This window comes from Natrarchaeobaculum aegyptiacum, assembly GCF_002156705.1.
GTDB classification, from domain to species: domain Archaea; phylum Halobacteriota; class Halobacteria; order Halobacteriales; family Natrialbaceae; genus Natrarchaeobaculum; species Natrarchaeobaculum aegyptiacum.
The window spans coordinates 1185408-1204120 of sequence record NZ_CP019893.1; the positions used below are offsets into that span (position 1 = coordinate 1185408).

The 18713-nt window shown below is 52.6% G+C and carries 19 protein-coding genes and 1 tRNA gene; 6 read left to right on the forward strand and 14 right to left on the reverse strand.

Features of this window, described 5'->3' with window-relative positions; translation table 11 throughout:
* Nucleotides 1–251: 251 nt before the first annotated feature.
* From B1756_RS05915 to B1756_RS20305, 8 genes are all read right to left on the reverse strand, one after another.
* Nucleotides 252–1580 (reverse strand): IS4 family transposase, encoded by a 1329-nt coding sequence (locus B1756_RS05915; RefSeq protein WP_086887708.1) that lies wholly within the window; start codon nucleotides 1578–1580, stop codon nucleotides 252–254.
* Nucleotides 1581–2602: 1022 nt separating this feature from the next.
* Nucleotides 2603–3511, reverse strand: a complete 909-nt coding sequence (locus B1756_RS19160; RefSeq protein ID WP_152031260.1) for a site-specific integrase — start codon at nucleotides 3509–3511, stop codon at nucleotides 2603–2605.
* 478 nt (nucleotides 3512–3989) lie between these two features.
* The gene (locus B1756_RS05925; protein ID WP_086887712.1) at nucleotides 3990–5021 is read right to left on the reverse strand and encodes a tyrosine-type recombinase/integrase; all 1032 of its coding nucleotides are present in this window, start codon (nucleotides 5019–5021) and stop codon (nucleotides 3990–3992) included.
* On the reverse strand, nucleotides 5014–5490 hold the full coding sequence (locus B1756_RS19165; protein ID WP_152031261.1) for a helix-turn-helix domain-containing protein: 477 nt from the start codon (nucleotides 5488–5490) through the stop codon (nucleotides 5014–5016). Before B1756_RS19165 ends, B1756_RS05925 begins: the two co-directional genes overlap by 8 nt.
* Before the next feature lie 617 nt (nucleotides 5491–6107).
* Nucleotides 6108–7112 (reverse strand): tyrosine-type recombinase/integrase, encoded by a 1005-nt coding sequence (locus tag B1756_RS20205; RefSeq protein ID WP_086887713.1) that lies wholly within the window; start codon nucleotides 7110–7112, stop codon nucleotides 6108–6110.
* Nucleotides 7112–7642 carry a hypothetical protein gene (locus B1756_RS05935; RefSeq protein WP_086887714.1) on the reverse strand — a complete coding sequence of 177 codons (531 nt, stop codon included), beginning with the start codon at nucleotides 7640–7642 and terminating at the stop codon, nucleotides 7112–7114. The genes B1756_RS20205 and B1756_RS05935 overlap by 1 nt, the downstream gene beginning before the upstream one ends.
* Nucleotides 7643–8252: 610 nt before the next feature.
* A complete protein-coding gene (locus B1756_RS05940; RefSeq protein WP_086887715.1) occupies nucleotides 8253–9365 on the reverse strand; it encodes a CRISPR-associated protein Cas4 in 1113 nt (370 codons plus the stop codon).
* A gap of 86 nt (nucleotides 9366–9451) precedes the next feature.
* Nucleotides 9452–9841 (reverse strand): DUF7344 domain-containing protein, encoded by a 390-nt coding sequence (locus B1756_RS20305; RefSeq protein WP_422656509.1) that lies wholly within the window; start codon nucleotides 9839–9841, stop codon nucleotides 9452–9454.
* A gap of 185 nt (nucleotides 9842–10026) precedes the next feature.
* Here B1756_RS20305 and B1756_RS05950 point away from each other — a divergent pair, with 185 nt between their 5' ends.
* A complete protein-coding gene (locus B1756_RS05950; protein WP_086887716.1) occupies nucleotides 10027–10263 on the forward strand; it encodes a FaeA/PapI family transcriptional regulator in 237 nt (78 codons plus the stop codon).
* Between the two features lie 184 nt (nucleotides 10264–10447).
* Here B1756_RS05950 and B1756_RS05955 read toward each other — a convergent pair whose 3' ends face one another.
* The gene (locus tag B1756_RS05955; protein WP_086887717.1) at nucleotides 10448–11008 is read right to left on the reverse strand and encodes a hypothetical protein; all 561 of its coding nucleotides are present in this window, start codon (nucleotides 11006–11008) and stop codon (nucleotides 10448–10450) included.
* A 271-nt stretch (nucleotides 11009–11279) separates the two neighbouring features.
* Between B1756_RS05955 and B1756_RS19170 the strand changes: the two genes are divergently transcribed.
* From B1756_RS19170 to B1756_RS05970, 3 genes are all read left to right on the forward strand, one after another.
* Nucleotides 11280–11675: a hypothetical protein gene (locus tag B1756_RS19170; RefSeq protein ID WP_152031262.1), complete on the forward strand. Its 396-nt coding sequence runs from the start codon at nucleotides 11280–11282 to the stop codon at nucleotides 11673–11675.
* A gap of 217 nt (nucleotides 11676–11892) precedes the next feature.
* Nucleotides 11893–13050, forward strand: coding sequence for a hypothetical protein (locus B1756_RS05965; RefSeq protein WP_086887719.1), 1158 nt, complete (start codon nucleotides 11893–11895; stop codon nucleotides 13048–13050).
* Between the two features lie 119 nt (nucleotides 13051–13169).
* Nucleotides 13170–14126 (forward strand): hypothetical protein, encoded by a 957-nt coding sequence (locus B1756_RS05970; protein ID WP_152031263.1) that lies wholly within the window; start codon nucleotides 13170–13172, stop codon nucleotides 14124–14126.
* A gap of 356 nt (nucleotides 14127–14482) precedes the next feature.
* On the opposite strand, the gene B1756_RS05975 is transcribed toward B1756_RS05970, so the two are convergent.
* Nucleotides 14483–14588: transfer RNA gene (locus B1756_RS05975), tRNA-Ile, on the reverse strand.
* A gap of 245 nt (nucleotides 14589–14833) precedes the next feature.
* Between B1756_RS05975 and B1756_RS05980 the strand changes: the two genes are divergently transcribed.
* Nucleotides 14834–15142, forward strand: coding sequence for a DUF7091 family protein (locus B1756_RS05980; protein ID WP_086887721.1), 309 nt, complete (start codon nucleotides 14834–14836; stop codon nucleotides 15140–15142).
* Between the two features lie 92 nt (nucleotides 15143–15234).
* Here the strand turns inward: B1756_RS05980 and B1756_RS05985 are convergent, their stop codons facing one another.
* The 4 genes from B1756_RS05985 to B1756_RS06000 are packed head-to-tail and all read right to left on the reverse strand — an operon-like array spanning nucleotide 15235 to nucleotide 18393.
* Nucleotides 15235–15441, reverse strand: a complete 207-nt coding sequence (locus B1756_RS05985; protein ID WP_086887722.1) for a CbaC protein — start codon at nucleotides 15439–15441, stop codon at nucleotides 15235–15237.
* Nucleotides 15441–17291 carry a b(o/a)3-type cytochrome-c oxidase subunit 1 gene (locus B1756_RS05990; protein WP_086887723.1) on the reverse strand — a complete coding sequence of 617 codons (1851 nt, stop codon included), beginning with the start codon at nucleotides 17289–17291 and terminating at the stop codon, nucleotides 15441–15443. Before B1756_RS05990 ends, B1756_RS05985 begins: the two co-directional genes overlap by 1 nt.
* Nucleotides 17288–18175: a cytochrome c oxidase subunit II gene (locus tag B1756_RS05995; protein WP_086887724.1), complete on the reverse strand. Its 888-nt coding sequence runs from the start codon at nucleotides 18173–18175 to the stop codon at nucleotides 17288–17290. The genes B1756_RS05990 and B1756_RS05995 overlap by 4 nt, the downstream gene beginning before the upstream one ends.
* On the reverse strand, nucleotides 18172–18393 hold the full coding sequence (locus B1756_RS06000; RefSeq protein WP_086887725.1) for a hypothetical protein: 222 nt from the start codon (nucleotides 18391–18393) through the stop codon (nucleotides 18172–18174). Before B1756_RS06000 ends, B1756_RS05995 begins: the two co-directional genes overlap by 4 nt.
* A 100-nt stretch (nucleotides 18394–18493) precedes the next feature.
* On the opposite strand from B1756_RS06000, the gene B1756_RS06005 reads away from it, so the two are divergent.
* A complete protein-coding gene (locus B1756_RS06005; protein WP_086887726.1) occupies nucleotides 18494–18703 on the forward strand; it encodes a DUF8131 family protein in 210 nt (69 codons plus the stop codon).
* Nucleotides 18704–18713: the final 10 nt, after the last annotated feature.

The following is an 18713-nucleotide window of genomic DNA, read 5'->3' on the forward strand; positions in this document are numbered from 1 at the left end:
GGATCGCATGTGGGTAATAAGACTCTGGGCCATCCGTTCTAGCTTAGCGACTAACTGAGACGGTGATCACGCCGAAAATGCGTCGAGTCTCACCGCAATCATACCGAGATAGCTGCTGCTCAAGCAAACCAGCCGGTTCTTGGTCATGTCTCCCGTCGAAGGCGGCGCACTCGCAGTCGTGAGTGCGCCGCCGTTCCAGAGCCGTCGCTGACCAGCCTGGGCGATCCAGCCCGTCTCGTCAGGCGAGTTCGTTACCAGAACTCGCCTGACTCCACCTGTTCACGTAACCTCGGACGGTGTGGATTTGGATCTCGTGACGACCACAGCAACAACGAATCGAGATCCGGTAGCTCGTACCCCAGATCCAACATCAGGTACAACTGGATCAGATGAGCGTGGCGTTCGACAGCGTGTGAACATCGTCGTCGAGGAAGCCGCGTCGACGACGCCGCGGCGTCGTCGGCGCAGTCTCGCTGCTTTGCGTCCAGTTTCTGGAGTTCGTCGACGATAACCCGGCTCATCAGCAGCGAGAGTGCTGCCATGATGATCAGCGCCTCGATGATGTAGGCGTCGGTCGTGTTGATCTCGTCCAGACCGAACCGTGATTTGAGTTCTTTGAACAGCAGTTCGATCTCCCAGCGCGCCCGATAGAGCTGTGCGATATCGGGCGCGCGGTAGTCGTCTCTCTCCAGATTCGTCAGGTACAGATGATACTCGCCGCTGTCATCGTTGCGAACGCCGACTAATCGGAAGGTTCGGGTCGCGCTGGCGCCCGACCCTCGTTTGCGGTCGAACGAGAGCGTGATCTGTACGTCAATTTCCTGTCGCTTCAGGTCGTCGAGGACGGCCTGCAGCGACTGGCCTTCTAGCGGAATGCTGTTCCCTCGCCACGTCCGGAGTTCTTCGACGATTTCGAAGTCTGCGTTTTCTTTGACGCGAGAGACGAACCAGCCATCATTGGCGTCAATGCGGTCGAACAGCCAGAAATCGTAGTAGCCGAGATCGAACAGAATGAGGGCGCCAGCTACCCACTCGCCGGTGGGTAGCTGGCTCCGTTCATGGGTGCTCGCGTCGGTCGTCCGAAATCGCGTTGGAAGTCCCGTTGAGAGCGATTCGGTGAGATGGAGTTTCGCCCCGGCTCGGTCATCATCGAGTGCGTAGACATCTTTGGCGTCTTGGTAGAGCGAGATGATCGTCGCGTCGACGATGAGGACGTCTCGAAATCGTTCGAGACGTCCGCTCAGCTCGGTTTGGCCGGTGTCGAGATTCTCGATGGCCTCATCGAGAATCTCTCGAAGGAGTGCGACGAACCCTGGTTTGAACCAGCCGTGAAACGTCGCATACGAGAGTTCGTCGCAGTCAGCCATCTCGACGTAGCGTTCGAGAAACGCCTGAATGGATCGATCAGAACCAGCGGCAAAGCCGAGGGAGAGCGTGTAAAACAACGCGACGACGTCGAGTTTCCGCTCTCGCTGGATAAGATTCGTTGCGCGAGCACGCTCGCGCAACTCATCGGATGGAAACGCTCTTTGAATTCGGTTCACAACTACTGAATCCGGTGGTTTGTACACACTTCCCACCGGATTCTCACATTCCTAGTTACTGACGATTCTAGCTTGGCGTCTCTGGATACCCCGACCTGTTAAACTAGAACGGATGGACTCTGGGCATACGTTCGAATCAGGATTACAGCTACCATCACACGAGCAATTATCCACATCTTTTGGATTCCAGCGGCAGCTCGTAGCTTCGTACACCCATCGCCGAAGTGTCGACCGAGATGCCCGTCCGTATTCTGTCGCAAATAGCGGCTCTCGACCGTACTCGTCAGTAACGTCAGGCCGTTCTGTCTCGATATACAATTGAATTGCGCTTATGACCTCGTCTTTAATCACGATGTTTCGCTCACCATCACCAGCTGTGTTCGAATTTTTGTTTCCATTCTTTAGCCTCGTTCCTGTTTCCGGTCTGTGACGGAAGCGGAGTTCTTTCTTCTTGGGATCAAAATCAGGGACATCAAGAGAGTGTACGCCACCAATACGTGGTCCACCATTCCAGAGAAGCTCTGTGAGAGCATGCATACCAGAACCTCGTCGACGTTGCCGGAGTCGATGAAGGATACCTGTGGCTTCAGATTTCGGAATCGCCTCGTCACGAGCTCTTGGAGTCAGACCGAGTTCCTCCTTATCGAGGATTCTGTAAATTGATTCGTCGCATAGTTCCCGTTGGCTGAGCCACCGAAGCCATGTGCGTGCGTTCTTCGTATACGTAAGGATCGTTGCGTCAGAGTCATATTCCGACTGTAAGTAGTCGACGTACGCATCAACCAACGGTGAAGAAATCTCTACTGGGTTCGTAATGTCATTGTCTGCTGCGAATTCAACGAATCGAGGAATTGTTCGCTTGTACTGGGCCCGCGTTGACGGGCTCCGATTCTGCCTGCGTGAAAGAAATCGCTTGTAGAGATCAGAGAGGGTGGCTTGAGCAAATCTATTTCGAGGAGAACTCTCTTGGGACGTATCGTCCACATCCATTTGCTTCAGCACTTTCTCGATAGTCTCAGGGTCATCGATCTCCGACAGCAGATGGACAATATTCTCGTTCATTGTCCCTCCAGGAACTGCAAAATTGAATACTGCCAAATTTCACTGGGCACGACGCAACTAGTTTGGTGTCGTGTGTGAGGTGACGCTACACCAGGATATTCTTCCGCTCTCTCACTGGCTTGTTTCACTTCCCGTCGAAGCGTCGATTCACTCGCTCTCCCATGGGAAGTCGTCAATAATGGGTTATCAGAGATTTCTGTAGGCTTTTTCCGTTCATAGGCTATGAACTCTTCAAGAGCTTCAGAAGTTTCTGGAGAAATATTTGCAACTCTCTGTGTTACGAGACCAGCCTTGCTTACAAGGTGCGTTTCTGGGATCGAGATTACGATAGTACCGTTATCCGAATTGGCGTTTTCAAGCTCGAGATTTCGTACACACCCTGCTTGGCTACATGTATCAAGTATGAGTTCTACATATACGTGGACCCGAGTACCAAACTGACGCTCACGGAGGTAGGTTACCAACGATGAAATCCGATCGGATAGACTTTGGATGTCAGCACCTGTAGAGATACCGAGAATGTGTTCATCGATCTCACTATAATCTATCACATCTGATGATTTGATTTCCGAGAGCAATATTGCCTTGAGAATGTTTGGATCCTCTTGGTGAATGAATGACTGAAAGTTTATTAGAGAATTCATATGTCCACAGATAGTAGTAATATCCTGAGCAGTATTCTCTGCCAGGTACTCAACAAATCGGCACAGTTGATGACTTTCTAACCAAGCTTCAGAGGAACTGGGTTCTGGAATCCACTCTCTGAGTTTAGTGATTACAGTTTGATGTGACCAAAAAGTTGAGTCGGGTGCACTACTTGACAATTCACTCAGGTAGGATTCAGCTGCACTGTCGAGAGACTCAAAAGAGTCACTCGTTCCCTCGACCTGCTCAAAGCAGGTCATTGTATCACCTCCAGAATTATTCGACTAAGATAGAACCTCCAGCTGAAATTATGCCATTTCAGGGAGTTCTCTGATAAGTGGTCACTCAGTGACCACTCCGGTTCCAAGAATTCGTGTTTGTAGAAGTGCAGTGGTCACTCAGTGGGTACTGTCAAAGTGTATCTTGAGAGTTGAGGTGCAGATAGTGGTTAAGGTCGTTACCTGACAGAGATCTCTATGAAAAGAGTATAGAAGCAAACATCCGTCTTTAGTTAATACTCACAGTAATACCCAGCAGCATCATTTTCTGTCCAGATTCAGCCTTTTCAAGTCGGCTGCGGGAAGAAAATAGCGTTTGCGAGGAGAACTTATCGATCGATATCGACAACACCAGAGTCCGAGCCATGACTCTTCTCGTCCCTGATACTGGTGCGCATAATCCATAGCCAAGTATTACTACTGGGCTTAACTAAAGACCAATGAGAAGCAAATGATGGGGTTAGTTGTCTTCGTTGTTCCGTTCCTTGTGCAGCAACTCTCTTATTAATTCTTTATACTCAGTACTATTGCTTGAATAATACTTCTCAGTGGTTTCTGTAGACTTATGGTTTAGAGCGTCACGTCGGGCTTCAGGCGAGAGCCCTGCTTCTTCCATTGAATGACTGAAAGTGTGGCGAAGTGCATGGACTGTTACTTTTTTCCATTTTCGAACATCTGAATCAATACCGAGTACATCTTTTTCTCGCTCAGACACCTTCGACTCTCCAAGATTTTCCTGTATTCCTGCGTTCCGAGCTGCTTCTTTAACAATTGCCAATAGACGACTTTCAGAGAGGTGTCCGCCGTGTTTGGAGGGGAATACGTAATCGTGATCCTCTGAAGACGGATACGTTGGTCGATACAAAGTCAACCAGTGTTTGAGCTCCACTGATAACGCATCACTGATTGGGAGAGAGTACCTATCGCTTGTCTTTGTATCTGATAGGCAGATTGTTCTGTTCTCAAAGTCAACGTCTCCAACTCTAATTTTTCGGAGATCGATATTACGTGGGCCCAGTTCTGCTCCAACTGTGACCATCAACCGATCTCGAAAAGTATCCAGTTCATCATACAGAGCCTCTAATTCGCTTTTATTTAGGGGCTCTCGTTCGATCGCTGGGGGTGTACGGAACCGTTCGATATCTATGTTCTCAAGAAAAAGATAATCAATTTGAGCCTCTTTTTCTGTTTCCAACCGGATCCATTTGTACAGCCCCTTGATTACCGTTAGATCTGATCTAAGTGTAGCTTTTCGCTTACCCTGTCGAGCTCTCTTCTTCAAGTAAGAGCGTACATTCTGAGATTTTGCCGTGAGAGCTTCTACCGAATTCTCATCTAAATGCTCAATATACCCTCTTAAATACGACTGATAGGTTTTCGCAGTGCTTCTAGATATTGTTGCCCCGCATTCGGAATACAGATATTCATTTCCTAGTTTTGATCTTGTATTCAGCTCTAACTTATCTTTAATTTCGCTGTTTCTCTCATTCATCGTTTGACACCCCAGCCATATTAATTTCGTATTCTATTCGCCCTGATGACCTAGTTTTACTGACTAAACCTTGATCACACAAGGTCTGGAGTGTGCTCTTGAGCTCTACCAGTGATCCATCAACCTGCGATGCGATCTGATCAAGTGAGATTGATCCTTGGCTGCGAATGAGGTCATATATTCGGCTCTGCCTTCCCGAATCCTTGCTCTGATGTTGGGAAATTTTCCTAAGGTCCTCATCAGTTGATTTTTCTTCTAAATTTTCTTGTAATGATTCCTGGAGGTCGCCTATTTTTCCCTCCAAATCTTGTACTGCTGTTACTAACTGTTTGACCTTGAATTCGTTCTCTCCTTCAAGTGATTTTGCATGATCTTCTATGGCCGCTCGTAGACATGCACTTCGATTTCCGGCGTATCTCTCGGCTGCCATTTTGTCAAGCAATTGTATCTGCCGCTCCAGAATCGTCACACTCGGACGGACGACATCCGAAGGGTGATTCTCTGTCTGATCTCCAGAAGACCCGTCAACCGCATCTCTGGTCAACACAGGCCACCCCCCTTTAGCGGTGCTTCGTAGAGATATTCGGTGACTCTTTGTGCAGCAATCTGGCGTTCTGAACAGCTAATTCTACGCGGCCCATAGGGCTTATCTCTGTACAACTGACAGTTCTTATCGGGGTTTGCGATTATCATGTATCGTAGACTCCGCCTCCGGGGCGTGGGGGCGCCCCGGCCCCTCCCAGCAAGAAGACCACACCTGTGGCTATTGGTAAGGGAGAGAGGCGGTCGGAGCATGTTCACACGGAGTTTCCTCCGTGTGGACTACTGTTCTCTGCCCAGCCTCTTATTTTGTCGCATTTGTCAGATTGGAATTTTCTACAATTCTCAGAATATGGGGAATAGTACGGAGTATACGGCTCGAAAACGGTTAAAAAGTAATATTCGAAAATCTAATGTGAAATAACATCGGTAGAGCGAGTGGAAAATTCTGGTTGAAACACCCTAAATGTGTTTCACGAAAATACAAAATCTAAAACCGAAAAAAGGAGTCGAATGTCCAATATGTTCTGTATGGGGGAGACATTCCTACCTTGGTGGCACGAATCTGTCCCGAACCGTCGAAAAATGATCTTCAGTCAGATGAGTGTACTCGCGCGTCGTTTCTGCGCTCGCATGATTGGCAACTAGTTGCCTGTATGATATATCTATACCTGAATCCGCAAGAAGAGTGATAAACGAATGGCGGAGCGTATGGGGTGTCACTCGGTGCCATTGTCGGACATCCCTTTCTAGCATTGACCCGTCATTCCGTTGAATCTGTGATTCACCAATTACCTCTTGCAATCCAGCCTGCTCAGCTGCGTCACGAACTATCTGATTAAAACTACTGTTCGTTTCTAATTTCAGGCCACATTGGCTCGGAAACACATATGGACTCTCATCCGACCTCGCATAGCCGGTTCGATGATGTTGAAGCCAGAACTCTAACTCATACGCCAATTTGTCACTTATTGGGACATCATAGGGTTTCGATCCCTTCGGGTCAGATATATGAATCTGTAAATAGTCAAAATCTAGATCTGCTATTTTGAGGTCCCGTAAATCTGAATTTCGAAGGCCAGTCTCAACTGCAACCACTGCCATGAGCCGATTTCGATAGGAATCGAAGGCATCGAACAACCGGCGTAACTCCTCCCGAGAGAGAGCTTCTCGCTCGATTGGTTCTGGCGTCTGGTAGCGGCTTACATCGATATTTCCTACTCGTAAGGGTTCTAATTGTAGCTGGTCGCCTTCCTCCGTTCGGAGTCGAATGTACTTGTACAGTTCACTAATTGTCGTTACTTTCCCCTCAATTGTCGATCGGCGATTCCCGAGTCGGACACACTCCTCGACGAACTCTAGCACGTCTGTAAACGTCGCTTCGAGGACTGATGTGTTATCGTCGTGAAGAAATATAACGTACCCTCTGAGATTGGATTCGTACGTCTTCGTGGAACTGGACGCCAGCTTTAGATCCGCTGCGTGCTGTAGATATTCTTTTGCGTACTTGTTCGGTACCGCAAAACAGCCTGTTTCGATGTCTTGTGTCATTATTTTGTTCCTCGGTTTTGTGAGGAAATATTCTGACCAGCATGTCTGTATCGTTGTTTTCCATCAGTTGTCTCGACCACGAATCCCAGGTCAACTAGCCGGGCTATACTTTCCTGAAGCTGTGATGGATTCAGCTCGGTCTGCTCGAGGAAATCCTCCATCCGTAACGGCGACCCAGAACTGTCTAGAGCATCAATTATAATCTGCATCCCCTCCGTCAACTCGACGCCCCATACAGCTGAGCGTAGCTCTGTTTCTTTCTGACCTTCGTCCCTCCCTACGCTGGCATTATCGACATCTGCCTGGAGCTCCTGCATTCCTTGCTGGAGTGCATCTAACTGCCGCGCAACTTGGCGAGCTGCAAATTGGCCATCCCCTTCGAGAGTTTTTCGATGGCTTTCAATTGCTGCACGCAGACATAGACTCACATTTCCCTGATAGTGCCGAGTCGCCATTTTCTGTAACGTTTGATCGAGTCGCTCCGTGATTGTGAATTTCCGACGGACGAACGTTGGATCCGCTTCAGTCATAGCCACTCACGAGTGTTATCCTCAGAGAGATCGTGGTTGATTTGCTGTTGGGCATGGTCATAGCGGCGTCCCCTCAAGTACAGTGCTCGGGACTAAACGATACATACGTGTCCAGACTTCCCAGACACGCTCTGCTGTTCCGTTGCTTACGACCTGTTGTTGCGCGTCATCCGTTACGCGGGGACGACTTCGACCTTCTTCAGCAAGTCCGTAGTCAGAGAGTGACTGTCCGAACTGGGTCTGCAGTTGTGACTCAACGTCAACGTGTGTGAACCCCCGGAGAGACGGTTTCTCAATTTCTGATGTTATGAACCCCGCCCGAAGCCGCTGTAGCGTTACTTGATCTGGTGTAACGAGCAGTGTATCCTGATAGCGATATGCCTGCAGTTCGTTGTGGAGTTTGGTGAGAAGATCGTCTCGAGAGTAAATACGTTCTCCAGCCAAACTCGATGCCGCCGTTTTGACTAATTTCACCGGGTTTCCGACACCAATCTCCCAGTACTCAATTTCTCCAACAGAATTCTGCAAATCCCCTGGATTATTGGATTGCTTAGTCCCTCCTGTAATGAGGAATAGCCAACTCTCCCGAAGATCGTCGAGATGCAGCCAGCTATTCCGTGACACGACTGTCACCTCCCGTTCCCTGGGTGGGAATCGAGTCCCCCCTCAGTGTAGCTGGGACCTCGTTATTACAACAAGACGGACAGAGAGGTGGTTCAGAGAGGTCACCGGTCCAATCGACCGAGTCGTACGGATAGGACTTATCACAGCGCTCACATCGCCAATCGTGTACCTCAAACCTGTCCGCTAATTCTGGATATTGATCTGAGAGGGTCGGTGTGAGCTTTGCATCCTCGTGACTCTCCAGATGACGTATAGCCTCTTCTCGGGGGTATTCATGCAGCGGCAGTAATCCTACAGAATCTACGCTCTCGTAGGTTGCATTTCCTTGACCACACCGATCTCTAAAAGAACAAACGCTACACTCCCAGCCGTACTCGGGATTTGCCGGTGGCAACTCCTCGTCAAGTCGGTACGACGTATGTGTCTCCGTCCAGGCTAGGACCGTATTGCGCCAGAACCACGGATCGAATTCGATGTGGAACGCTTTGACATTGAGAGTTTCTCGACTTCCGTACAGAACGACTGCTTCCGTCACTTTCCGGTTGTGTTTCTCACTCAATCCCTTCATGTAGGCATGCGCTTGTGCCCGATGATGTCTATTCGGCGATCGAACGTTGTCTACGGATTGTTTGGTTTTGATCTCTGTGAGAAGCAATGGCTCACCATCTGAATCTACGATCACAGGATCCGTTTCTCCCTTGATCTGGATCTTACCAGTGTCCGTTTGGACGGTGAAATCGACCCAGAGCGAGTTCGAGACGTATTCGTGGTTGTCAACTACAGCTTCCCTAAGAAAGGTCAACACGAGATCTTCCTCAAATTGTGACCCGAACCAGAAGATCCCCGCTGGGTCCGGCTTTTCTGCTGGTGCGTTGTGTTGTCGATACGCGATTTTTCGGTGACACTGCAGTAGTTGGCCTGGACTGTGTTTTCTGGGGGATGGCACCGGCGAAGGACCGTTGAAATACGGTTTTCCGTCTTCGATGTTCCGCCTGAACTCCCTTTCTCGATACCAGTCTCGAAATCGTTCTCCAGAAATCTCGTTAACCAGGTTGCCCACGGGCATCTGGTGTTCCTCTTCACTATCTCCTTCGCCCATTGTGTTCCTCTTCTCTGGTGGCTTGATCGTTGGCCATGCAGGTGAGAAACACACGGAGAAGTCACTTGATCAATAGGCGATTGTGTTCACGAGTCTGATCCATCGGGATTCACGTCCTCGAGATTCTGTAATGTTCGGAATGCTGTTTGATTGAGATTGTTCAGCAGAAGGGTGATCGCGAGGTTCGGCCCAGCGGCAACAGTCTGGCGCTCGGAGTCATAGATGATGACGTCGGCGTCCGATAGTGTTGATAGATGCGTCTGAGAAAGTGCATTGTACACGTTGCGATACGGTTCACCAGTCGCGCGTTCCAACGGGACATCTTGTTCTCGAGCAGCGATCTCTCGAGCGAGGGTTCGAACCGAGAGGTCTCTATCGCTCTCTGCAACCAACTCGATCACGTAGCGGCGTCGTGGCGCTCTGAGGGAGTGATACACCCTCGAGAGATAGTCGTCACCGCAGTTGTTACGGCCCATAGTGAATTCGTTGGCCGGGCTCGAGAGAGTGGGACGGCTGTGCTCCGAGGGGGATTCTCCGGGTGATTCCCTGCATGGACGTTTGCAAACCCATCCAGCGGATTAGTTCTTTTGAAAGAACTAATGACGGTTAGTTCTTTCAAGAGAATAAATGGCTAACTACGATCTGACCAGGGGTTTTCATAATGAGCGATGGACCTGGTCGGAAACCGACGGTCACTGACGACGACATCCTCGACATCTTTCGTTCGAGTTCTGATCCCGTTCTGACTACGTCAGAAGTGGCGTCTCATTTTGATATCACACATCGAGGTGTTCGAGATCGGTTGGAGAAACTCGAGCAAGAGGGAATACTTGAGTGTAAGAAAGTTGGAGCTCGAGGAATGGTCTGGTGGTATCCTGGAAACACATCGACCCGTTAACATTTTAACTCATTCACTATAGGGTTGTATATAGGGGGTCGGGATTAAGTTAAATTGATCCGGGTGCCTCATCATCCATGAAGTTCTATAAAGCTATCCAACCTACTGCTAGCGAATTATCGGTTTCTCCAATGATGTTCTGACAGCCATCATTGCGTCAGCAAGTGAGATTATTGACGAACTTCTATCCAGTCCAAACAATACGTTGGTCGTCCCCACGTCCATGGCGCTCGATCTCTTCAGTAATGTTCTCAAGCACGACCAATGACATGCTGGTCCCGCCACCATCAGACGCATAGCCTAACTCCTCGTCAACCAAGCGGTCGAACTCTTCGCGATCCAGTTCTTGGTGCTCGTGGATTAGTTGTCGGATTTCGCCGGGCTGCGAATCGGGCGAGTTGCGCATTCGCTCGTAGAAGCTACGACGCCCTCCGACGTCTATTTCAGACACATCAACATCAGGGACAGGAGGGAGTTCGCCACCACTTTCGCTATTCTGGCGAATTGCTGTCTGTACCGACGGAAGTTCTTCGAACTCGAGAGTGAGCGATTCAATGTTTCCATCGTCCCCAAAATCAACATCTACGAGTGACTCTAGGGACACGAATCCGCCTGTATCAAGTTCTATCTCGAAGTCGCCGTGCTCAGAATATTCGATCGAGAGTTCTTCAGTTCGACGTTGTCCAAAGGCTTCGATCTCTTCTTGGAGGATGACACCTTCGCCGTTGAATTTGATCTTGTTCATGGCTGTGGCCTGCTCTCAGTGGGATGGGCAGATTAATATATTCTGGGATTTTCAGTGAGTCTCTGAGATTCAGTGAGAAAGAGAGAGGCGATTATTATATGATTGGAATGCCATAGTGGGCCGTTGGTTGGATCAATCACTGACGCAACGAAGTGTGATGTGTCGTAATTCCCTGTTTTGCAGCACCGGCGGTAATGTCGATGATGAGGAAATACTATACATGTTGGGTGTCACTAACCAATAGAAGATACCAATGACTTCCGTGGCAAATATGAGAGACAAGATCAAGCAGAGTGTGGCAAGTAACTGGGGGTTCATGGACACACCAGAAACTTGGGTCCTACGAGGGGAAGATCTAGTGATTGAAGAGGTTGGTACAGATGGATTCGGTGAAACAAGAAGTATTTCTCAACCATCCTTTGCATCCTTACCTGATCCAAACCATGACGAGGAAACACAAATCAGAGTGAAGCATAAAGGGACTCCCTTTGACCAGTTACCTGTCCTGAGCCTAGATGGCCATAAGATCACGATGATCCAACCGAAGACTGATCACAATCAAGGAGTGAGGTACCTCTCCGACTACGAGGCCAAACTTAGCCAGATAATGTCACAGGACGACTTTATGGCTAAACAGGGCAATACGATTGACGTCCAGATCCGATAGATCTGGATTTGGTTTTGAGGTGTCGTATAAGCTCGTATCTGCGACACTCAGTCAAGATTATACTGTTCTCCGGTCACTCCCTGAAGCTGGGTGCAATTTCACTTCCAACCCAAGGCACACCACTATGTGCCTGTTTCACAAACTATTAGACAGGCCACAATAAAAACCCTGGACGTAATAGGACCGAATCCAAAGAACCCGATACTGAACCACGACAATGGATCTTGACCCCGACCGGTACCGGCAGATGAGTAAGAGAGAAATCCTTCGAGAGCTCATCGAACACGTCTCCACCTCTGAAGAGAATCAAGAGGAGAAGGAACACCGGAGCGGGAGTTCTACAGACCTCAATCTCTATCTCCTGGACAACCGTGGGTACGAGATTGGCTCACTCGACGATTACATCAACCACATCACGAAAAGCGGGCGAGTGAGTGGGCACGCCAAGAATTTCGTATCGAATCACACCTTCTCAGAAGAGAATTTGGGTCCTGAAACTGCGCTTGTCAGCATCACAACACCGGAAAAATCGAGAACTGACGACTCTATTTGGATTCAACAGGGCGAGTACATTTGGGTTCTCACAACCGAACGCCAAGATTGGCGAAAGAAGACAATTGAGAACCTCATCAAGTACCTACCACAAGTCGAACGGTTATACCTCTCGTCAGAGTACCTTGACGCCCTTACACAGGAAGATATCATCCGAGACTCCTACATCTCAGGGTTCACTTCCCAATATCACGCCCCCTACGCGGATCGACATGCGACACTCCGCTTCCACGGAGGTCGCAGGGAGGATCTCGAGAAGGCAGAGAGGTATTTCAATGCCAAACCAACCCGGATCGAGTTCGACCAAACAAACAGTCCCGAAGCCGCGATTCAGGGAGCGAGTACGAACGACGGTCGCCTAACACTCCAATCAGTTGTTGATGGATCACAGGACAAGGCTGTTGAAACGCTGCTAAGCGTTTCTGAGGAATACCAGGAGCTGGACAAGGCGAACTTCGAGGTTGATCACGAGCCGACACACAACAGCTTCGAGAACGGATTTTCGGTAGACGGATTTACGGCTATCGAACTTACTGACCCAGATCGGTCCACTGAGACGGGTGAAGCGCTGGTTGAAGAGTTGAAGGAGAACGTCCTCAATGGTCCGCAGTACAAGTTCGGCCAGCGGGATCGGAATACCCTACGAGTGTTCGACACTCAGCATGACGAGATTTTTGATCTTGCTGTTGAGGGCCCGAACATCATCGTCTACCCGCGTGAGCCAGCAACTGCGATGAGTCTCAGAGATATCGTGCAGGAAATTTACGAGTACGACTCGACGTACTCGCAAAAGAAGGTCGAGAATCCTGTTGCGCGGCCCTGATAGAAATGTCGGAGTCACCAAACGTAGATCGGCAGCTTAGGGAGAAACAGACCTATAATCTGTTCTATAGCGCGATGACAGCTCGCGCGACCCCCTGCCTTGCTGATCACGGTTGGCGAATGCCGATCAAGTTTGGCGAAATCCATGATACATACGCTGGTGTTATTTCAGAGCCGGATTTCGTGCTGTATGATGGGGACACCTGCCTGCTCGTCGAAGTCAAGTCGGGAAACAATATCGAGGAGAGACACATCAGGCAGATGCGACGGTGTAACGAACTCACTATCGACGGTGTAGAGGACGAACTTGAAGCGGCAGATGTGCAGGAGAAGACACCGTACGATGGATCAGTTCGGACGATTGACCGTTGCATTGTATACCAGGACATCGATAAAGAGTGGGTTGGGAACTGTCGTAACGAGTGGGAGAATTGCCGAGAGCGTCTCGAGGAACTCGAGGAAGAAGCTGCGGTTCTCACACAGGACTTCGGTGGGAAGTTACGACGGGTAGCTGGTGAATTCAAGTCAGGTCGTCTCCAGAACCGGTTCGATGAAGGGGTTGAGTTGCCCGAGAACCCGAAAGAGGAGTTCGTGTTGACCGAGAATATGGATAAAGAGATTCTCGCGATTGCCATCTGCGGGATCTGGGGCGAGCAATCGATTGGGCATGAGATCCCTGTGATGGTGAACGTGAACCAGATCCGTGATTACTTCTCACCGACGTTCAATGTGCCTCCTGACAGGGTTAATCGGGTTCTCTATTATTTGCAGGAGATCGGTGCTTGTGATCACGTAGAGGACTTGACTTACGAGTTCTCGCGTGACCATATTTCGGAGATGCTGCAAATCATGCAGACGGTTCGTAGGGAACCGGTTGAGGATGTGCTTGAGGACGTGGATGAGGACCACATTCCGGATGAGCATCAAGCGACACTCGATATGGTTTCTGAAGAGGGAATCGCCGATGGTGGTGACAAGGACGATACTGACGAAGATGACAACGACGACGAGGAAGGCAGCCATGAGGAAGATAGCGACGGGGAAGAAGGCAATCCTGACGAGTCAAATCAGGGATAAAGTGGTCAAAACACGATCTTGACTGCGCTATGTGTCGTGTTTTGCGGTGATGAGGTGAAAACGACGCTAGCCGGCCGGCTAGACCGGAACCGTATCTGCATCAGTTTCAATATCGCAATTGTTGAAGTCACCAAAATGTATACACAATTTCGTAAGAGAGTGCGTCAATTGTTTATTGATTAAATGGCTTCTCGACGTCGACTATCAAAGAAGGCACGACAACAGCGACCCGCGTCTAACAGCTAGATGAACTCCAAACACGACCCGAGGGTCAATCACCACCCAAAATCAGAAAATAAGGGATACAAACGCTGTACCCTGCAGGTGCGTTGGCTCAGAACCGTGCAGTTTCTGGATGGGCCCTGACGGATTCGAACCATCGACCACTCGGTATCCCACGAAACCCGACTGATCGAGTTCCGATATGAGCCGAGCGCTCTAACCAGACTGAGCTAAGGGCCCGTACTCGGATGAAATCGTGGTTCCAAGTTAACCCTTACTCTCCGCCGGCACTCGAGTCGCCCCATCCACCGCCTGCCTGATCAACTCGAGTCGCCAGTCCTCGAGTGGACCCGTATCGGCAGGTCGCCCAGACCACGCAGGTAGGACAGAAAGAGGTCGGTGCGTTCGTTGGATCTCGACTGGCAGCGAGAACGCGAGTACAGACGGCGACGGGACTATGGTGCTGGCGGTCGAATCCAGAGCCGATGTCGGATCGCCGCCTCGAGCGAGTCTTGCGGTCGACGCTCCGCGAAGCGGGTGAGAATTTCGAGCGGCTTCGGGAGTCGACCGACGAGCAGTTGACAGAGGCCAGGGAGGCCTATCGAGTGGCCAAGAACGCCCGGCAGTTACCCGAAGACGAGGAGGGGCGTGCCAGGATCGTCTGTCGGCGCTTTGCCGAGCGACGAGCGGCGACACTCGACGATCGGTATCGGCCGGCGTGTTTCGAGGCAGGCCACCCCGATTGTGAGGGGTGTGCCGAGGACGTCCGCGAGGGGCGGATCGAAACCTGGTGAGTCGTCGACTCGTCAGCCACCAGACGAGGCACAACCGTCGGAAAACCGGCGTTTCGAGAAATCGGGCGAAAAACGGTCGAGCGCCGCGAGCGTCAGCTCGAGCTCGAGGCGTCGGGGCTGTCGTCGGCTTCCGGCCAGAACGCGTAGACCAGGAGCGCGGCGATCAGCGCCAGTCCGAGGACGAGGCCCTCGAAGACGGAGATTTGCACGCCGAACCACGCGAGGATGGTCCGGAGTTCGACCACGATCGGGACGGTGAAGGCGATCGCCACGAGCAGTGCACCGCCGGAGATGCGCATCAGCGAATCACCCCCGTGAGGGTAGCGATGGTGGTGTCGGCGAACTGTGCCAGACTCGAGACGGGATCGATCGTCGCGAGCGAGTCACCGACCACACTGACGGCCATCGACGCGACGAACTGGATGTGCTGTGGGAACGCAGTGACGTCGGGGCCGAAGAGGCCGCCGCGTTCGACGATGCTGAGCAGCGGGAGCGAGTAGGCGAAGACGACGAGGACGAGCGCGATCGCCGTCCAGAGTTTGAGGTTGTCGAGGACGAGTGGAGAGTCCTCGGGGCCCGAGAGCGTGTCGGCGTAGCTGTTGTCGGGCAGGTCACTGCGTTTTCCGGCGACCGCCGTGAGGACGACGTTCGTGAGGAACAGCACGATCGAGATGGCAAGCAGCGCACCCCCGATTGCGATCTGGGCGTCGAGTTCGGCGACGCTGCCGACGCCGGCCTGGAATTCGAATCCTTCGTACTGCGGTTCGGCCGTACGTCGGGGCATCCCGAGAAGCCCGGCGCGGTGCATCGCGTTGGTCATGAACGTCATGCCGACGAACCAGAGGACGACCTGGACGAGGGCTACCGAGCGGTTCCAGAGGTCACGGCCGGTCAGCTGTGGCATGAACCAGTAGGTAGCGGCCATTAACGTCAGCGCCACGGCGGTGCCGACGGTGAGGTGGAAGTGGCCGGGGACCCAGAGAGTGTTGTGGACGAGGTAGTTGATGTTCATCCCGGCGTTGATCATTCCGGAGAAGCCGCCGGCGGCGAACATGATGCCGGCCAGCGCCATCCCCGCGAAGACGGGGTCACGCCACGGCAGGGCCTTCAGCCACGCGAGTCGGCCGCTGCCACCGCGCTGGCGCGCACCGTGTTCCATGCTGGCGACGACGGTGAAGGCGGTCAGCAGGCTCGGCAGCAGGAGGAACATCGTGTTCGTCATCGCGATGAACTTGAATCCCTCGGAGATGCCGGGGTCGAGATACTGGTGGTGGATCCCGACCGGCGTCGAGAGCAACAAGAAGAGGACGAACACGACGCGAGCGAGCGGGTCGCTGAACAGTTTCCCGCCGGAGACCTTTGGCAGCAGGACGTACCACATCATGTACGCCGGCATCAGCCAGAAGTAGACGACGGGGTGGCCGAAGAACCAGAACAGCGTTCGGGTCAGCGTCGGGTTCACGGAGTCGATCAGTCCGAGCGACCACGGCAGCAGGAAGACGAGGATCGCCGTCGCGACGCCGAGGGTCGCGATGTACCACATGATCATCGTCGTCAGGACCATGAACGTCGGCAGCGGGATCCGCTCGCCGGGGTTCTCCTGTTTCCAGTTCCACCACGAGCGGAACCAGTCGGCGCCGGCGAGCCACGTGCCGACGACGAAGATAACGAGCCCGGCGTAGAACAGCGGGTGGGCCTGCATCGGCGCGTAGAACGTGAACAGCACGTCCGCGCTGATGTCGGTTGCATCGGTGAAGCCAGCCAGGATCGCCCCGCCGGCCATCACGGTGCCGAGACTCATCAGGCCGTACCAGAGCCAGGTAAAGCGGATGTCTTCGACCGGGCGATCGAGACTCGTGGTCACCGCCCAGGTGAACACGCCCACGAGGAAGAAGATCGTGAACGTAATCACGAGGAAGACGCCGTGTGCGGTCAGGACCGTATAGTAGGTCTCCGAATCGATGAAGCGGTAGATGTCCGTCCGGTGGAGCGTCTGGATGATCCCGAACAGGCCCCCGAGCGCGAGCGCGAGGAACGAACTGTACAGGGCAGAGCGAATCACCTTCGCCTCTGCGGGGAACTGATCGAGGTAGATACCGCCCTCGTCCTCGGTAGTCGCGTCTGTCGATTTCACGGCCGCTTCACTCATTCGTCGTCACCTCCGTCGGTGTCGGCGTCGTCGGTTGCTTCATCGTCATCAGTTTCCGTGTCGTCGCCGTCGTCAGCATCCTGGTCGTCGGATTCCTCGTCTTCGTCGTCCTCGAGTCCGTCGACGACGCTGACGGTGCCGGATTCCTCGTAGTCGTCGACCGTGACGGTCCAGTCGTGGTCGCCCTCGCCGAGGTCGGCGGCGGGGACGGTGAACGTCCGTTCGATGGTCTCCTGGCCGTCGATCGTGACGGTCTCGGTCTGGCTTTCCTCGCCGAGTTCGAACTCGATCGTCGCGTCGATGGCCTCGAGCTGTCGGTTCTCGACGGTTGCCTCGATCTCGACGTCGTCTTCGAGGTCGACCTCGTCGGCGGCAGCGTCGGCCTCGAGTTCGGTCAGGTCGAACTCGTCTTCGGAGACGACGTACAGCTTCCCTTCCATGTCGTGATGGCCGGAGCCACAGTACTCGTTACAGACGATGCCGTACTCGCCGGGGTCGTCGAACTCGACGGTCATCGTGGAGATCTCCCCGGGGATGACCATCGTGTTGATGTTGGTACCGACGACGCTGAAGCTGTGAATCACGTCGGGGCTGGTGACGTAGAACGTCACTTCGCTGTTTTCGGGGACGACGATCTCGTTCGGGTTGTACGTGAACGTCTGGGCCCGCACGTAGACCTCGTATTCGTCCTCACCGACCTGTTCGACGCGTGGTTCGCCGAACCGGTCGTCGTCGAAGACGTCGCCGGGTGAGATCGTCTCTTCGGCGTCGTCGATCATCGCGACCCCGAGGCCGACGGCGCCGTAGGTGATCGTCGCGATGAACACGACGATCAACAGCATGGCGGCACCGAGCCAGAGTTTTTCGTAGCTGTGAATGTTCACGCCAGCCCCACCCCGGTTGCGAGCGTCCCGATGACAGTCGGATCGTTCCCGAGGAACTCAACGAAGTACATGAATATCCACAGCAGGAGCAAGAGGACGAAGTACCCGAGGATCAGAGTTAGCGTCCCGATCGGGTCGTACTCGTCGTGACCGATCTCTCGCACCGGCTGGTCGGTCCTTCCCCCACCAGCGTCACGTTGTTCAGTCGCCGAACTCATAGGGTCCCGTTGGGAGCAACGACTACTTACTCCTGAATCCGGTTCCTACCCACTGAGAACGGCTAGGTGGTTTAAGTAACTCCTGTCCCGAGGGTCCGGTATGGCGTTCGACTCGCTTACCCCTCGACACACGCTTCCGATCGGTGCCGTCGCCCTCCTGCCGCTGATCTGGTACGCACTCGGGAGTTCGCTCACCGCTGGCGTGGTCTCGACGGTCAACGTTGTCATTATCCTCGCCTGTATGTACGTCGCATTCTCGCCGGTAGAGAACGGACACGGCGATCACGACTCGGGCGGCACGCCGTCGTAAGCACCGCGCG

Bases quoted from the DNA above. Each gene is read 5' to 3' on its own strand.
- B1756_RS05935 (WP_086887714.1), bottom strand. From the start codon at position 7,642: ATGACTGAAGCGGATCCAACGTTCGTCCGTCGGAAATTCACAATCACG.
- B1756_RS19160 (WP_152031260.1), bottom strand. From the start codon at position 3,511: ATGACCTGCTTTGAGCAGGTCGAGGGAACGAGTGACTCTTTTGAGTCT.
- B1756_RS05970 (WP_152031263.1), top strand. From the start codon at position 13,170: ATGCCGATCAAGTTTGGCGAAATCCATGATACATACGCTGGTGTTATT.
- B1756_RS05955 (WP_086887717.1), bottom strand. From the start codon at position 11,008: ATGAACAAGATCAAATTCAACGGCGAAGGTGTCATCCTCCAAGAAGAG.
- B1756_RS20305 (WP_422656509.1), bottom strand. From the start codon at position 9,841: ATGGGCCGTAACAACTGCGGTGACGACTATCTCTCGAGGGTGTATCAC.
- B1756_RS05965 (WP_086887719.1), top strand. From the start codon at position 11,893: ATGGATCTTGACCCCGACCGGTACCGGCAGATGAGTAAGAGAGAAATC.
- B1756_RS05950 (WP_086887716.1), top strand. From the start codon at position 10,027: ATGAGCGATGGACCTGGTCGGAAACCGACGGTCACTGACGACGACATC.
- B1756_RS05990 (WP_086887723.1), bottom strand. From the start codon at position 17,291: ATGAGTGAAGCGGCCGTGAAATCGACAGACGCGACTACCGAGGACGAG.
- B1756_RS06000 (WP_086887725.1), bottom strand. From the start codon at position 18,393: ATGAGTTCGGCGACTGAACAACGTGACGCTGGTGGGGGAAGGACCGAC.
- B1756_RS20205 (WP_086887713.1), bottom strand. From the start codon at position 7,112: ATGACACAAGACATCGAAACAGGCTGTTTTGCGGTACCGAACAAGTAC.
- B1756_RS19170 (WP_152031262.1), top strand. From the start codon at position 11,280: ATGAGAGACAAGATCAAGCAGAGTGTGGCAAGTAACTGGGGGTTCATG.
- B1756_RS05940 (WP_086887715.1), bottom strand. From the start codon at position 9,365: ATGGGCGAAGGAGATAGTGAAGAGGAACACCAGATGCCCGTGGGCAAC.
- B1756_RS05985 (WP_086887722.1), bottom strand. From the start codon at position 15,441: ATGCGCATCTCCGGCGGTGCACTGCTCGTGGCGATCGCCTTCACCGTC.
- B1756_RS06005 (WP_086887726.1), top strand. From the start codon at position 18,494: ATGGCGTTCGACTCGCTTACCCCTCGACACACGCTTCCGATCGGTGCC.
- B1756_RS05925 (WP_086887712.1), bottom strand. From the start codon at position 5,021: ATGAATGAGAGAAACAGCGAAATTAAAGATAAGTTAGAGCTGAATACA.
- B1756_RS05980 (WP_086887721.1), top strand. From the start codon at position 14,834: ATGTCGGATCGCCGCCTCGAGCGAGTCTTGCGGTCGACGCTCCGCGAA.